The organism is Mycobacterium sp. MAC_080597_8934, assembly GCF_000523975.1.
GTDB classification, from domain to species: Bacteria; Actinomycetota; Actinomycetes; order Mycobacteriales; family Mycobacteriaceae; genus Mycobacterium; species Mycobacterium avium.
This window is the reverse complement of the sequence record NZ_JAOS01000019.1, coordinates 86,767-101,027: the sequence shown is the minus strand read 5'-3', so window position 1 is coordinate 101,027 and position 14,261 is coordinate 86,767. Positions and strand designations below refer to the sequence as shown.

Here is a 14,261-nt window from a genome sequence, read left to right as displayed (position 1 = left end):
CGGTTGTCGCTCAAAGGCGGGCACTTCGTCCATCGTCCTCGCGCCGTGGCCCATGTGGCCTGAGTGAAATGCCTAGGGGAGCAGCACGATCGAGCCGGTGGTTTTGCGGCCCTGCAGGTCGCGGTGGGCGCGGGCCGCGTCGGCCAACGGATAGCGTCCGCCCACTTCGACGGTGATGTCGCCGGCGGCGATCGCCGCGAACAATTCCTCTGCGCGCCAACTGAATTCCTGGCCGGTGCGGATGAAGTGCGCCAGCGACGGCCGGGTCAGGAACACCGAGCCGGCGGCGTTGAGGCGTTGCGGATCGAACGGCGGAACCGGGCCGCTGGCCGCCCCGAACAGCGCCAGGGTGCCCCGCACCGCCAGGCTGGCCAGGCTGGCGTCGAACGTGCTCGCGCCCACGCCGTCGTACACCGCGGCCACCCCGGCGCCTTCGGTCAACGCGCGGATCCGGCTGCCGAATTCGTCGGCGTCGTCGGGGTAGGAGAGCACCTCGTCGGCACCCGCCTGCGCCGACCGGCGCGCCTTCTCCGGCGTCGACACCGTGGTGATCACCCGCGCGCCCAGCAGGTGCGCCCACTGCGTCAGGATCAGCCCGACCCCGCCGGCGCCGGCGTGCACCAGCACCGTGTCGCCGGCCTGCACCGGATACACCGACTTCAGCAGGTAGTGCGCGGTCAGCCCCTTCAGCAGCGCCGAGGCCGCCACGTCGGCGGCCACCTCGTCCGGCACGTGTGCGGTCAAAGACGCTGGGGCCGTTGCATATTCGGCGTAGCCGCCCGTCGCCGCGGCACTGACCACCCGGTCCCCGACGTTGAAGCCGTCGACGCCGTCACCGGCGGCGGCGACGGTACCGCACAGTTCCTGGCCGATGATGAACGGCAGCTCGCGCGGGTACTGCCCGGAGCGGAAATAGGTGTCGATGTAGTTGACGCCGATGGCCTCGGCCTTGATCAGCACCTGCCCCGGCCCGGCCGTGGGTGTGGGGGTTTCGACGTAGCGCAGCACCTCGGGGCCGCCGGTTTCGCTGACTTCGATTGCGTGCATGTGCTTATCATGCCCGGGCATGAAACTCGCCCGTCCGGACGTCTTCCATCCCCGCATCGTGCTGGCGGGTCGCCGCGACGATCCCGGGCTGGTGTCCGCGCTGCGCCGGCGTGGCCTGCACGCGCGCCGGCTGCCCTGGGAGGACCCCGAGACGCTGCACGCCGACCTGGTGATCGTGCGGGCCGGCCCGGATGCCGCGCGGCGCGATGAGTTCCTGGCCTGGACCGGCCGCCCGCGCCACGTGCTCAACCCGCCCGCGGCGCTGGCGTGGAACCTTGACGCGCATTATCTGCGCGACCTGCGCGACGGCGGTGTGCCGACGCGGCCGGGCGCTCAGCCCGAGACATCGTTGATCTTCCTGGGCGGCGCGCAGTCGCACGCCTGGCCGGCCGAGCCGGAATTCGAGTCCTGGGACCTCGGCCACGCCGCGCTCGCCGTGGCCGCCGACCACACCGGGATCGGCGTGCCGGAGGTGCTGTTCGCGCGCGCCGACCTGGCCGGGGACCGGCTGGTGCGGCTGGACCTGGTCGCGCCGGAACTGGGCTGGCGACACCTCGACACCCCGGGCCGCGAGGCCGCGCAGCGCCGGTTCGCGCTGGCGGTCGAGTCAGCCTGTGAGCGGCTCGGCCTGGGCCCGCTGTCGCATCGACGCCCATAGCGCGGCGGTGGCCGCGGTGCACGCGGCCGCCCCCGCCACGTGCACGGCCACCAGCGCGGCGGGCACCCCCGTGTAGTACTGCGCGGTGCCGACGGCGGCCTGCGCGCACAGCAGCACCAGCAGCACGCCGAGCCGCAGCAGGATGGGCCGCGCGGCGCGCACGGCCAGCAGCCCGAAACCCAGCCCGACGATCAGCGCCAGGTAGGCGACCAGCAGCGAGGAGTGCAGGTGCACCAGGGTGTCGACCTGCACCTCGAGCCGCGGCACCGTCCGGGTCGGGCTGCGGTCACCGGCGTGCGGCCCGGCGGCCGTCACCAGCGTGCCGGTGACCAGCACCGCGGCCAGGTTGACGCCGGACAGCGCCGTGAGCACCCGCAGCGGGGTGGGCACCCGCGGCTGATCCACCCCGTCGTCGGGCTCGCCGATCTTCACGTACAGCAGCACCGACAGCCACACCATCGTCATCGAGGTCAGCAGGTGAATGGCCACCGTCCACCAGAGCAGCCCGGTGCGCACGGTGATGCCGCCGATGACCGCCTGCACGACGGTGGACACCGGCATCAGCCAGGCGTAGACGAGCACCTCGGGCCGTCGCCGCGCCCGGGTCACCGCCAGCACGGCCAGCGCCGCGGCGACGACGACCGCCAAGGTGATCATCCGGTTGCCGAATTCGACGGCCTGGTGGATGCGCGGCACCTCGGCGTGCGGCACCGGGACGAAGCTGCCCGGGAAGCATTGCGGCCAGGTGGGGCAGCCCAGGCCCGAGGCGGTGACGCGGACGATCGCGCCGGTGATGGCGATTCCGCCCTGGGTCAGGATGACGGCCAGGGCGATCAGGCGCTGGACGCCCACGCTGGGATTGGGCAGCAGGTCCACCAACCGCAGCAGTGTTCGTCCGAGCATTGCCCGATGGTATGCGACCGAAAACTACAGCCCGTAGTAAGCCCGCCGGGTCCACGAGTTTTAAACCACGCACACGGGTGTCGGCGTGTCTTCGCCACCATGTACGTGTCGTGCCCCGGGCACCCGGGCCGCGTCGTGCCCCGGCGGCCCCCGCGTCGTGCCCCGGCGGCACCCGGGCACCCAGGGCGAGCGGCACCCGGGCCGTCAGGTGAAGCGGAACCAGCGCAGCGCCCCCAGCGCGCCGAGCGCCCCCCACGCCACCAGCACGGCCATCCCGAACCAGTCCGCCGACAGGGTCATCGCCCGGGAGAGCGCCTCGGTGAGCGCGCCCGAGGGCGTCAACCGGGCCGCCCATTTGACGCCGGCCGGGATCACCCCGCTGTCCACGGTCAACGCGCCCAGGCCGGCGAAGACGAACCACATCAGGTTGGCCAGCGCGAGCACGATCTCGGCCCGCAGCGTCCCACCGAGCAGCAGCCCCAGGGCCGCGAACACCGCGGTGCCCAGCGCGATCACCGCCGCACCCAGCGCCAGCGCGGCCAACGCCGGCCGCCATCCCAGCGCAAAACCGATTGCCCCCAACAGGATTGCCTGCAAGAACACCACCGTGACGACGGCCAGCGACTTGCCCGCGATGATGCCCCACACGGGAAGTGGTGTCGCCCCAAGGCGTTTCAGCGCGCCGTAGCGGCGGTCGAAGGCCACCGCGATGGCCTGCCCGGTGAACGCGGTGGAGATCACGGCCAGCGCCATGATGACCGGGGTGAAGGTGGCGGCGCGGTGCTGGCCGAACGAGCCCAGCGGCAACAGGGTGAGCCCTACCAGCAGTGTGATCGGGATGAACATGGTCAGCAGCAGCTGCTCGCCGTTGCGCAGCAACAGCTTGAGCTCCAAACCGTATTGCGCGGCAAGCATTTTCGGCACCGCACTGGGCCGCGGGTTGGGGGTGAAGGTGCCCACGGGGAAGACGCCGGAATCAGTCACTGCCGTAGCTTTCTGCCGGTGAGGTCGAGGAACACATCCTCGAGGCTGCGTTGTTCGACGCGCATGTCGGTGGCCAGCACGTCGATCCGGGCGCACCACGCCGTGACCGTGGCCAGCACCTGGGGGTCGACCGGGCCCTCGACCAGATACTCGCCCGGTGTCAGCTCGGTGGCCTTGTAGTCCTCGGGTAGGGCGGCGCTCAGCAGCGACAGGTCCAGCCGCGGCGGTGCGCTGAACCGCAACTGGTCCTTGGCTCCGCTGCGCATCAACTCCGCGGGCGTGCCCGCGGCCACCGTCGCCCCGTGGTCGATGATCACCAGCCGGTCGGCCAGCTCCTCGGCTTCCTTGAGTTGATGCGTGGTCAGCACCACGGTCACCCCGTCGCGGCGCAGCGCGTCGATCAGTTCCCACACCAGCAGCCGGGCATGTGCGTCCATGCCCGCGGTGGGCTCGTCGAGGAACACCAGCTCGGGCCGCCCGACCAGCGCACAGGCCAGCGCCAGCCGCTGCTGCTGGCCGCCGGAGAGTCGCCGATAGGTGGTGCGGGCGGCGTCGGTCAGGCCCAGCGTGTCCAGCAGCCAGGCGGGGTCCAGCGGGTCGGCGGCGTAGGCGGCCACAAGGTTGAGCATTTCGCCGGCGCGCGCCGCGGGATAGCCGCCGCCGCCCTGCAGCATCACCCCGATCCGCGGCCGCAGCCGGGCGTTGTCGGCGATCGGGTCCAGGCCGAGCACCTCGAGGGTGCCGGCGTCCGGGCGCACGAAGCCCTCGCACATCTCGACCGTCGTGGTCTTTCCCGCCCCGTTGGGGCCGAGCAGCGCCAGCACCTCGGCGGCGTGCACCTCGAGGTCGAGATCGCGGACCGCCGTGGTGGATCCGTAGTGCTTGCTGACCCCGCGCAGCCGCACGACCGTTTCAGGAACGTCCGCGCTCACGTGGAATCAGCGTAGGCGTCATGCGCCGGCGCCGGCCGGGGGGTCGATTGGGACCGCGCGGGGGCCACCGGATCGATCACCGGTTGACCGTCGGGCGCCCGCTGCGGCGCCGGCAGCGGCCGCCACGGCAGCCGGGTGTAGGTCAGCGCGATCAGCACCGCCACGATGACGGTGCTGGCCAGGGTGGCGTCGACGATCTGGAACAGGGCGAACCGGTCGCCGTTGGCGGTGGGGCCGAAGATGCCGACCACCAGGCTGATCACGATGGCGGCCACCCGGAAACCGGTGCGGGTCGCCCAGGCGGCCAGCGGGATGATCGCCCACAGCAGATACCAGGGCTGCACGACGGGAAACAGCAGCACGGTGACGCCCAGCGCGACGCCCAGCCCACCGATCGGGTGCAGCCGGCCGCGGAACACGGCCAGCAGCAGCCAGCCCACCATGACCGTGATGATCAGCACACCGATCGCGCGGGTCAGCCCCAGCACCGCGGTGGTGTGATCGCCCAGACCCAGCAGGATGCCGACCTGCCCGGTGCCCAGCGCCAGCAGCGTCGGCGGCGACATCCAGCTGCGCACCACGTTGGCGGTGCCCAGCGTGTAGATCCAGCCGAACCCGAGCCCGCTCGCCCAGCCGACCAGCGCCATCACTGCCAGCGACAGCGCCGCCATGCCGCCGCCGGCCAGCAGCAGCGCGCGCAGGTTGCCCCCGCAGCGGTAGGCCAGCGCCATCGTGACGAAGCCCAGCGCCAGCAGCGACGGCAGCTTCACCTGCGACGACAGCGTGATAAGCACGGCGCCGGCCAGCAGCATGCCCAGCGGCTCCCAGTCCGGGCCGGGCCGCAGCGAGTGCGGCAGCAGCCGCGCGGAATCGATTCCGCGCAGCGCGAATTCGGCCCCGGCCAGCATCAGCCCGAGCATCAGCGCCTCGTTGTGCACGCCGGCCACCAGGTGCATGATCAGCAGCGGGTTGGCCGCGCCCAGCCACAGCGCGCTCACCTCGGCGACGCCGCAGCGCCGGGCCAGGCGGGGCGTCGCCCACACGATCAGCCCCACCCCGATCAGCTCGACCAGCCGGTGACACAGCACCGCGGCGACGATGTTCTCCCCGGTGATCGCCGAGATGCCCCGCCCGATCCACAGGAACAGCGGGCCGTACGGGGCGGGCGTCTCGCGCCACAGCGTGGGCACCGACAGCGTGAAGATGTGCGACAGCCCCAGCCCGGAGGCCGGGCCGACCCGGTACGGGTCGAGCCCCTCCAGCGAGATCTGGCTCTGCGCCAGATAGGAGTAAACGTCCTTGCTGTACATGGGCGGGGCGATCAGCAGCGGCAGCACCCACAGCAGCAGGGTGCGGTCGAGGTCGCCGCGCGACATCCGGCGGGTGCCCAGCGCGAACCGGCCGAGCATCAGCCAGGCCAGCGCCATCATCACCGCGCCGGTGGTGGTCATGGTCAGCGACACGGTCTGGATGCGCGACGGCAGGTTCAGCAGCCGCACGCCGAATGTGGGGTCCTGCACCACGGGCCGGGCCCCGGCGCCCAGCGCGCCGATCGCCATCAGCATGGTGCCGCTGGCGCCGAACAGCCGGGTGCGGCGCAGCGCGGTGAGCTCGGTATCGTTCAGCGGCGAGCCCACTGCCTGCTCGTCGCCGTGCAGACTCGCGATCGACGAGCTCAGCGTGTGGTGGCGGGCTGCCATCAGTGCAGCCTATCCGGTGTGACCAGGGCAACCGTCCACCCAGGGCACCCTTGCTAGACCGATCCCCGCAATTGCGTCACACTGGTGTTGTGAAAATCCGAACCAGCCTCGATGACGCTGCCGTGGGCGCGGCGGGCGCGGCTGTGCCGGATGGTCACACCCGCCGCGCCATCGTGCGCCTGCTGCTGGAATCCGGGTCGATCACCGCCGGCGAGATCGGTGACCGGCTGGGTCTGGCGGCCGCCGGGGTGCGGCGCCACCTCGACGCGCTGATCGAGGCGGGCGACGCCGAGTCCATCGCACCCGCGGCGTGGCAGCACGCGGGTCGCGGCCGTCCGGCCAAGCGCTACCGGTTGACGTCGGCCGGCCGGGCCAAGCTCGACCACGCCTACGACGATCTGGCCGCCGCGGCCATGCGCCAGCTGCGTGAAATCGGCGGTGAGGAGGCGGTTCAGGCGTTCGCCCGGCAGCGCATCGACGCCATTCTGGCCGGTGTCCCCGGCGCCGCCAGCGCGGCCGACGACGACATCGAGGCGGCCGCCCAGCGGATCGCCACCGCGCTGACCAAGGCGGGGTATGTCGCCACCACCACGCAGGTCGGGGGGCCGATCCACGGCGTGCAGATCTGCCAGCATCACTGCCCGGTGTCGCACGTCGCCGAGGAGTTCCCGGAGCTGTGCGACGCCGAACAGCAGGCGATGGCCGAGGTGCTGGGCACCCATGTCCAGCGGTTGGCGACCATCGTCAACGGCGACTGCGCGTGCACCACGCACGTGCCGCTGGCTCAGACAGCCAAGGCGCCCAGCCCGCGCCGCCACACCACGAGCAACAAAGGAGCGTCCCTATGACCCTCACGCCCGAGGCCAGCAAGACGGCCGTCGCGCCGCTGACCCAGGAAGAGGCGATCGCTTCGCTGGGGCGGTACGGCTACGGCTGGGCGGACTCCGACGTCGCCGGCGCCAGCGCCCAGCGCGGCCTGTCCGAGGCCGTCGTCCGCGACATCTCGGCGAAGAAGAACGAGCCCGAGTGGATGCTGCAGACCCGGCTGAAGGCGCTGCGCATCTTCGAGCGCAAGCCGATGCCGACCTGGGGCTCGAACCTGGACGGCATCGACTTCGACAACATCAAGTACTTCGTGCGCTCCACCGAGAAGCAGGCCGCCAGCTGGGAGGACCTGCCCGAGGACATCCGCAACACCTATGACCGGCTGGGCATCCCGGAGGCCGAGAAGCAGCGGCTGGTCGCCGGGGTGGCGGCCCAGTACGAGTCCGAGGTGGTCTACCACCAGATCCGCGAGGACCTGGAAGCCCAGGGCGTCATCTTCATGGACACCGACACCGGTCTGCGCGAACACCCCGAGATCTTCCAGGAGTACTTCGGCACCGTGATCCCGGCCGGGGACAACAAGTTCTCCGCGCTGAACACCGCGGTGTGGAGCGGCGGTTCGTTCATCTACGTGCCGCCGGGCGTGCACGTGGACATCCCGCTGCAGGCCTACTTCCGGATCAACACCGAGAACATGGGCCAGTTCGAGCGGACGCTGATCATCGCCGACGAGGGCTCCTACGTGCACTACGTGGAGGGCTGCACGGCGCCGATCTACAAGTCCGACTCGCTGCACTCGGCGGTCGTCGAGATCATCGTGAAACCCAATGCGCGCGTTCGGTATACGACCATCCAGAACTGGTCGGGCAACGTCTACAACCTAGTCACCAAGCGGGCCCGGGCCGAGGCCGGCGCCACCATGGAGTGGATCGACGGCAACATCGGGTCGAAGGTCACCATGAAGTACCCGGCGGTGTGGATGACCGGCGAGCACGCCAAGGGCGAGGTGCTCTCGGTGGCCTTCGCCGGCGAGGACCAGCACCAGGACACCGGTGCGAAAATGCTGCACCTGGCCCCGAACACGTCGAGCAACATCGTGTCCAAGTCGGTGGCCCGCGGCGGCGGCCGCACCTCCTACCGCGGCCTGGTCCAGGTGAACAAGGGCGCGCACGGATCGCGTTCCAGCGTGAAATGCGATGCGCTGCTGGTGGATACGATCAGCCGCAGCGACACCTACCCGTACGTCGACATCCGCGAGGACGACGTCACCATGGGGCACGAGGCCACCGTGTCCAAGGTCAGCGAGAACCAGCTGTTCTACCTGATGAGCCGCGGGCTGACCGAGGACGAGGCGATGGCGATGGTGGTGCGTGGCTTCGTCGAGCCGATCGCCAAGGAGCTGCCCATGGAGTACGCGCTGGAGCTCAACCGGCTGATCGAGCTGCAGATGGAAGGCGCGGTCGGGTAGTGACGAATCTGACTGAAGCGGTTGAGGGTTCGTCCCTGGCCGCCGCGAACAAGGGGGAGCTGTTCGCCTCCTTCGACGTGGACGCCTTCGAGGTGCCGCACGGCCGCGACGAGATCTGGCGGTTCACCCCGCTGCGCCGGCTGCGCGGCCTGCACGACGGCTCGGCGCCCGCCACCGGCAAGGCCGAGGTCAGCGTCGGAGAGCAACCCGGCCTGCGGGTACAGACCGTGCGCCGCGGCGACGAGCGGCTGGGCCAGGGCGGCATCCCGACGGACCGTGTTGCCGCGCAGGCGTTTTCGTCGTTCAACTCCGCGACCCTGATCACCGTGCCGCGCGATACCCAAATCGCCGAGCCGATCGGCGTCACCGTCACCGGGCCCGGGGAGGGTGCGGTGGCCTACGGGCATCTGCAGATCCGCGTCGAAGAGCTCGCCGAGGCGGTGGTGGTGATCGACCACCGCGGCAGCGGAACCCTCGCCGACAACGTCGAATTCGTCGTCGACGACGCCGCCCGGCTCACCGTGGTGTGGCTGGCCGACTGGGCCGACGACGCCGTGCACGTCAGCATGCACCACGCCCGGCTGGGCAAGGACGCGGTGCTGCGCCACGTCGCGGTCACCCTCGGCGGTGAGGTGGTGCGGTTGACCGCCAACGTGCGCTACACGAGCACCGGCGGCGACGCCGAGCTGTTGGGCCTGTACTTCGCCGACGACGGCCAGCACCTGGAGTCGCGGCTGCTGGTCGACCACGCGCAGCCGGACTGCAAATCCAACGTGCTGTACAAGGGTGCGCTGCAAGGCGATCCGGCCTCCGCGCTGCCCGACGCGCACACCGTGTGGGTGGGCGACGTGTTGATCCGCGCCGAAGCCACCGGCACCGACACCTTCGAGGTGAACCGCAACCTGGTGCTCACCGACGGCGCCCGCGCCGACTCGGTGCCCAACCTGGAGATCGAGACCGGCGAGATCGCCGGGGCCGGACATGCCAGTGCCACCGGCCGTTTCGACGACGAGCAGCTGTTCTACCTGCGTTCCCGCGGCATCCCCGAAGAGCAGGCGCGGCGCCTGGTGATCCGCGGCTTCTTCGCCGAAATCATCTCCAAGATCGCGGTGCCCGAGATCCGGGAACGCCTCACCGCGGCCATCGAACACGAACTGGCCTTCACCGAATCGAGAGCAACAGCTTCATGACCACTCTGGAAATCAAAGACCTGCACGTCAGCGTCGTGAACCCGAACGCCGCCGAGTCCGAGCGCGAGATCCCCATCCTCAACGGGGTCGACCTGACGGTGAAATCCGGTGAGACGCATGCCTTGATGGGCCCCAACGGCTCGGGCAAGTCGACGCTGTCCTACGCCATCGCCGGTCACCCCAAGTACACGGTGACCTCTGGCTCCATCACCCTGGACGGCCAGGACGTGCTGGCGATGAGCATCGACGAGCGCGCCCGCGCCGGCATCTTTCTGGCCATGCAGTACCCCGTCGAGGTGCCCGGCGTCTCGGTGTCGAACTTCCTGCGCTCGGCGGCGACCGCGGTGCGCGGCGAGGCCCCCAAACTGCGGCACTGGGTCAAAGAGGTCAAGGCGGCCATGGGTGCCCTCGAGATCGACCCCGCGTTCGCCGAGCGCAACGTCAACGAGGGCTTCTCCGGCGGGGAGAAGAAGCGCCACGAGATCCTGCAGCTGGAGCTGCTCAAGCCCAAGATCGCCATCCTCGACGAGACCGACTCGGGGCTCGACGTCGACGCGCTGCGGGTGGTCAGCGAGGGCGTCAACCGCTACGCGCAGGCCGAGCACGGGGGCATCCTGCTGATCACCCACTACACCCGCATCCTGCGCTACATCCACCCCGAATACGTGCACGTCTTCGTCGGCGGCCGGATCGCCGAATCCGGTGGCTCGGAGCTGGCCGACGAACTCGAGCAGAACGGCTACGTGCGCTTCACCCAAGCGGCGGCAGCGGGGGCGTAAGCATGACGGCGACACAACTGGATGTGGCCGCGATCCGCGCCGATTTCCCCATTCTGAAACGGATCATGCGCAGCGGAAACCAGTTGGCGTACCTGGATTCCGGTGCGACGTCGCAACGCCCACTGCAGGTGCTCGACGCCGAGCGGGAATTCCTGCTGACCTCCAACGGCGCCGTGCACCGCGGTGCGCACCAGCTGATGGAGGAGTCCACCGACGCCTACGAGCAGGGCCGCGCCGACATCGCGGCGTTCGTCGGCGCCGACCCGGACGAGCTGGTGTTCACCAAGAACGCCACCGAGGCGCTCAACCTGGTGTCGTACGTGTTGGGGGACAACCGTTTCGAGCGGGCCGTCGGCCCCGGCGACGTGATCGTCACCACCGAGCTGGAGCATCACGCCAACCTGGTGCCGTGGCAGGAGTTGGCCCGGCGCACCGGCGCCAGCCTGCGCTGGTACGGCGTCACCGACGACGGGCGGATCGACCTGGACTCGTTGCAGCTCGACGAGCGGGTCAAAGTGGTTGCCTTCAGCCATCATTCGAACGTGACCGGGGCGGTGTCGCCGGTTGCCGAGCTGGTGGGGCGGGCCCGCGCGGTGGGCGCGCTGACGGTGCTGGACGCCTGTCAGTCGGTGCCGCACCAGCCGGTGGACTTCCACGCGCTCGACGTCGACTTCGCCGCGTTCTCCGGGCACAAGATGTTGGGCCCCAACGGGATCGGCGTGCTCTACGGGCGCCGCGAGGTGTTGTCGCAGCTGCCGCCGTTCCTCACCGGTGGCTCGATGATCGAGACCGTGACCATGGAGTCCTCCAGCTACGCGCAGGTGCCGCAGCGGTTCGAGGCCGGCACCCCGATGACCTCCCAGGTGGTCGGGTTGGCCGCGGCCGCCCGCTATCTCGGCGCCCTCGGCATGGACGCCGTGCAGGCCCACGAGGAGCGGCTGGTCGCCGCGGCCATCGAGGGCCTGTCCGGTATCGACGCGGTCCGCATCGTCGGGCCGACGTCGACCGAAAACCGTGGCTCGCCGGTGTCTTTCGTCGTCGACGGGGTGCACGCGCACGACGTCGGGCAGGTGCTCGACGACGAGGGCGTGGCGGTGCGGGTGGGCCACCACTGCGCGCTGCCGCTGCACCGCCGGTTCGGATTGGCGGCCACCGCCCGGGCGTCCTTCGCGGTGTACAACACCGCCGACGAGGTCGACCGCCTGGTGGCGGGTGTGCGCCGCGCCCTGGACTTCTTCGGCGGAGCGTGAGCCGTGCGTCTGGAACAGATGTATCAGGACGTGATCCTCGATCACTACAAGCACCCGCAGCATCGCGGGTTGCGGGAACCGTTCGGCGCCGAGGTGTTTCACGTCAACCCGGTCTGCGGTGACGAGGTCACCCTGCGGGTGACGCTGTCCGACGACGGCGAGACCGTCGCCGACGTCTCCTATGACGGCCAGGGCTGCTCGATCAGCCAGGCGGCCACCTCGGTGCTCACCGAGCAGGTGATCGGCCGCAGCGTCGAGGAGGCGCTCGACACCATCGGTGCGTTCGCCGAGATGGTGTCCTCGCGCGGCGCCGTCGAGGGCGACGAGGACGTGCTCGGCGACGGGATCGCGTTCGCCGGAGTGGCCAAATACCCGGCCCGGGTGAAATGCGCGCTGCTGGGCTGGATGGCGTGCAAAGACGCGCTGGCCCAAGCCTATTCGAGAAGAGAGGTGACCGATGAGCGAAACCACCGCGCCGGATGACGAACTGCTCGCCGACGTCGAGGAGGCGATGCGCGACGTCGTCGACCCCGAACTCGGCATCAACGTCGTCGACCTGGGGCTCGTCTACGGGCTCAACGTCGAGGAGGGCGACGAGGGAACGGTCGCCCTGATCGACATGACGCTGACGTCGGCGGCCTGCCCGCTGACCGACGTCATCGAGGACCAGTCGCGCAGCGCGCTGGTGGGCGCCGGCCTGGTCGACGACCTGCGGATCAACTGGGTGTGGAACCCGCCGTGGGGCCCGGACAAGATCACCGACGAGGGCCGCGAGCAGCTGCGCGCGCTCGGCTTCACCGTCTAGAACCGTCTAAAGCAGCCCGCCTGAACAGCCGCTAAAGGTGCAGCGGCAGGTGTGGCAGGTGCGGGTGGTGGTGCGGATGCCCCATCGGCGGGCAGGTCTCGAGGCTGATCATCGTCGCGTGCAGCACCCCGCCGTCTTGAGTTCCATTGGCCCCCAAGCACTTTCCATTCGTGATCGCCTGGGCGTCCGACGGCGTCTGCTTCTGGTATGACGTCGAGTCGGCGACGGTCACGTTGGTGGGGCCGCCGGGGCCCAGGCCGGTGACGGCGATGGTGTTGCCGTCCACCGAGGCGACCGTGCCGAAGAACCCGGCCGGCGGCGGGCATTTGCCGTCCGCGGCCGGGGTCACCGTCACCGACTGCGCGGTGATCGCGCCGGGCGGCGGCGCGCTCTGCGGGGTGGCGCGCACGTTCACGCAGCTGCCGGGCGTCACGTCGGCCAGCTTCGCCGGGCCGACCTGAACCACCCGCGTCTGCGGGGTGTAGTCCACGGTGGCCGAGCCGGTGCGGGTCCGCAGCGCGATGGTGCCGCCCGAATTCGACTGGACCATGCCCTCGACGTAGTCCCTGCCCGCCGGCGGCGGCGCCGGTGACGCGGGGGGCGCCGCGCTGGGTGCCGGCGGCGGGACGGCGGTGACGGCCGGCGGGGCGCTGCTCCTCGACGAGTCGTGCGAGGGCCCGCACATGGCCACCCCGAACACGATGAGGGCGATCACCGCGCCGATCGCGATCTGCGTCCGCCGCGGCTTCAACGAAAAGGCAGGCACAGACTCTTCTCCGATCGCGCGGTTCGCCGTCGTCAGCAAGTACCCCCGCCGGCCGCGGTTCTCACGCCGCGCCCGGCAGAAGTGACGGCAATCTCAGGCGGGGCCGGCCGGGCTCATCCGCCGTGGCCGGGCTGCTTGGGCTTGCCGCACTTGCCGTCGACGGCCTGACGTAGCTGAATGCTGGTCGCCTGCAGCGCGCCGCCGCTGTCGTTGGTTCCGCGCGCGGACAGGCATTTGCCGGGCGTGATCGCGTCGGTGTTGGCCGACGACTGCTTGGTGTATTTGGTCTTGTCGTCGACCGTCACAGTGGTCTGGGTGGTGTTGCCGCTGGGGTCGGTGCCGGTGACGTTGATGGTGTTACCGGAGACCGAGGCCACCGAGCCGCGGACCAGGGCCGGCTTGGCGGGCGCCTGCGACGGCGGCAGCGACGGGGCCGGGCTGCTGGATCCGCCCGGGGTGGGCTGGTGCGGCTTCGGGCAGGCGCCGTTGACGGACTGGCTGATCTTGACCGATGCGGCGGTGACCGGCTGGCCGGGCGCCGAGCCCTCGGTCGGCTTGACGCTGACGCAGCTGCCCGGGGTGACGTCGGGCAGCCCGGCCGGGACCGCCTCGGTGATCTTGGTGGTGGAGGTGAAGTTCACCGCGGCGGTGCCGTTGTCTTCCTTGGTGACCTGGATGGAGTTGCCCGCCACCGACGCGATCAGGCCGCTGACCTTCGCTTCGGCGTTCGGGGCGGCGGAGGTGCTGGTCGAGGTCACCGTGGAGGTCGAGGTGGACGTCGAGGTGGGGCTGGACTTGTTCGACGTGCCGCAGGCGGACAGGGACACCGCGGTGGCTCCCGCCACGGCGAACACCGCGACGCGGGCGAGCCCGTGACAGCTGGCAGACATCAAGGTTTCTCCAATCGCCGGTTTAACGCCAACGTCATGGTTTACCCGCTGAAACTGTGCCTAA

The 14,261-nt window shown here is 70.5% G+C and carries 15 protein-coding genes; 8 read left to right on the top strand and 7 right to left on the bottom strand.

What is annotated here, in order from left to right; all coding sequences use genetic code 11:
- Nucleotides 1–72 precede the first annotated feature (72 nt).
- Nucleotides 73–1,047 (bottom strand): quinone oxidoreductase family protein, encoded by a 975-nt coding sequence (locus NF20_RS09325; protein ID WP_019732679.1) that lies wholly within the window; start codon nt 1,045–1,047, stop codon nt 73–75.
- A gap of 19 nt (nt 1,048–1,066) precedes the next feature.
- On the opposite strand from NF20_RS09325, the gene NF20_RS09320 reads away from it, so the two are divergent.
- Complete coding sequence (locus tag NF20_RS09320) at nt 1,067–1,705, top strand: hypothetical protein (protein WP_033710637.1); 639 nt, start codon at nt 1,067–1,069, stop codon at nt 1,703–1,705.
- Here NF20_RS09320 and NF20_RS09315 read toward each other — a convergent pair.
- The 4 genes from NF20_RS09315 to mptB form a co-directional block, all read right to left on the bottom strand.
- Complete coding sequence (locus NF20_RS09315) at nt 1,655–2,608, bottom strand: COX15/CtaA family protein (RefSeq protein ID WP_033710640.1); 954 nt, start codon at nt 2,606–2,608, stop codon at nt 1,655–1,657. The two genes, NF20_RS09320 and NF20_RS09315, sit on opposite strands and share 51 nt — an antisense overlap.
- A gap of 204 nt (nt 2,609–2,812) precedes the next feature.
- The gene (locus tag NF20_RS09310) at nt 2,813–3,523 is read right to left on the bottom strand and encodes an ABC transporter permease (protein WP_224097632.1); all 711 of its coding nucleotides are present in this window, start codon (nt 3,521–3,523) and stop codon (nt 2,813–2,815) included.
- 65 nt (nt 3,524–3,588) lie between these two features.
- Nucleotides 3,589–4,524: an ABC transporter ATP-binding protein gene (locus NF20_RS09305; RefSeq protein WP_003876076.1), complete on the bottom strand. Its 936-nt coding sequence runs from the start codon at nt 4,522–4,524 to the stop codon at nt 3,589–3,591.
- On the bottom strand, nt 4,521–6,224 hold the full coding sequence (gene mptB / locus NF20_RS09300) for a polyprenol phosphomannose-dependent alpha 1,6 mannosyltransferase MptB (RefSeq protein WP_019732426.1): 1,704 nt from the start codon (nt 6,222–6,224) through the stop codon (nt 4,521–4,523). Before mptB ends, NF20_RS09305 begins: the two co-directional genes overlap by 4 nt.
- 11 nt (nt 6,225–6,235) lie before the next feature.
- On the opposite strand from mptB, the gene NF20_RS09295 reads away from it, so the two are divergent.
- The 7 genes from NF20_RS09295 to NF20_RS09265 are packed head-to-tail and all read left to right on the top strand — an operon-like array spanning nt 6,236 to nt 12,541.
- Nucleotides 6,236–7,072: a helix-turn-helix transcriptional regulator gene (locus tag NF20_RS09295; protein WP_170937420.1), complete on the top strand. Its 837-nt coding sequence runs from the start codon at nt 6,236–6,238 to the stop codon at nt 7,070–7,072.
- The gene (gene sufB, locus NF20_RS09290) at nt 7,069–8,517 is read left to right on the top strand and encodes a Fe-S cluster assembly protein SufB (RefSeq protein WP_019732424.1); all 1,449 of its coding nucleotides are present in this window, start codon (nt 7,069–7,071) and stop codon (nt 8,515–8,517) included. The genes NF20_RS09295 and sufB overlap by 4 nt, the downstream gene beginning before the upstream one ends.
- Nucleotides 8,517–9,707, top strand: coding sequence for a Fe-S cluster assembly protein SufD (gene sufD / locus NF20_RS09285; RefSeq protein ID WP_003876080.1), 1,191 nt, complete (start codon nt 8,517–8,519; stop codon nt 9,705–9,707). The genes sufB and sufD overlap by 1 nt, the downstream gene beginning before the upstream one ends.
- Nucleotides 9,704–10,486, top strand: coding sequence for a Fe-S cluster assembly ATPase SufC (sufC, locus tag NF20_RS09280; protein ID WP_003876081.1), 783 nt, complete (start codon nt 9,704–9,706; stop codon nt 10,484–10,486). The genes sufD and sufC overlap by 4 nt, the downstream gene beginning before the upstream one ends.
- 2 nt (nt 10,487–10,488) lie before the next feature.
- Nucleotides 10,489–11,736 carry a cysteine desulfurase gene (locus tag NF20_RS09275; RefSeq protein ID WP_033710643.1) on the top strand — a complete coding sequence of 416 codons (1,248 nt, stop codon included), beginning with the start codon at nt 10,489–10,491 and terminating at the stop codon, nt 11,734–11,736.
- 18 nt (nt 11,737–11,754) lie between these two features.
- Nucleotides 11,755–12,219 (top strand): Fe-S cluster assembly sulfur transfer protein SufU, encoded by a 465-nt coding sequence (sufU, locus tag NF20_RS09270; RefSeq protein ID WP_031344234.1) that lies wholly within the window; start codon nt 11,755–11,757, stop codon nt 12,217–12,219.
- On the top strand, nt 12,194–12,541 hold the full coding sequence (locus NF20_RS09265) for a metal-sulfur cluster assembly factor (protein WP_003876084.1): 348 nt from the start codon (nt 12,194–12,196) through the stop codon (nt 12,539–12,541). Before sufU ends, NF20_RS09265 begins: the two co-directional genes overlap by 26 nt.
- 31 nt (nt 12,542–12,572) lie before the next feature.
- Here NF20_RS09265 and NF20_RS09260 read toward each other — a convergent pair whose 3' ends face one another.
- Both NF20_RS09260 and NF20_RS09255 read right to left on the bottom strand, forming a co-directional pair.
- Nucleotides 12,573–13,292 (bottom strand): DUF5666 domain-containing protein, encoded by a 720-nt coding sequence (locus tag NF20_RS09260; protein WP_033717268.1) that lies wholly within the window; start codon nt 13,290–13,292, stop codon nt 12,573–12,575.
- Between the two features lie 128 nt (nt 13,293–13,420).
- Nucleotides 13,421–14,197: a DUF5666 domain-containing protein gene (locus NF20_RS09255; RefSeq protein ID WP_011725388.1), complete on the bottom strand. Its 777-nt coding sequence runs from the start codon at nt 14,195–14,197 to the stop codon at nt 13,421–13,423.
- Nucleotides 14,198–14,261 lie beyond the last annotated feature (64 nt).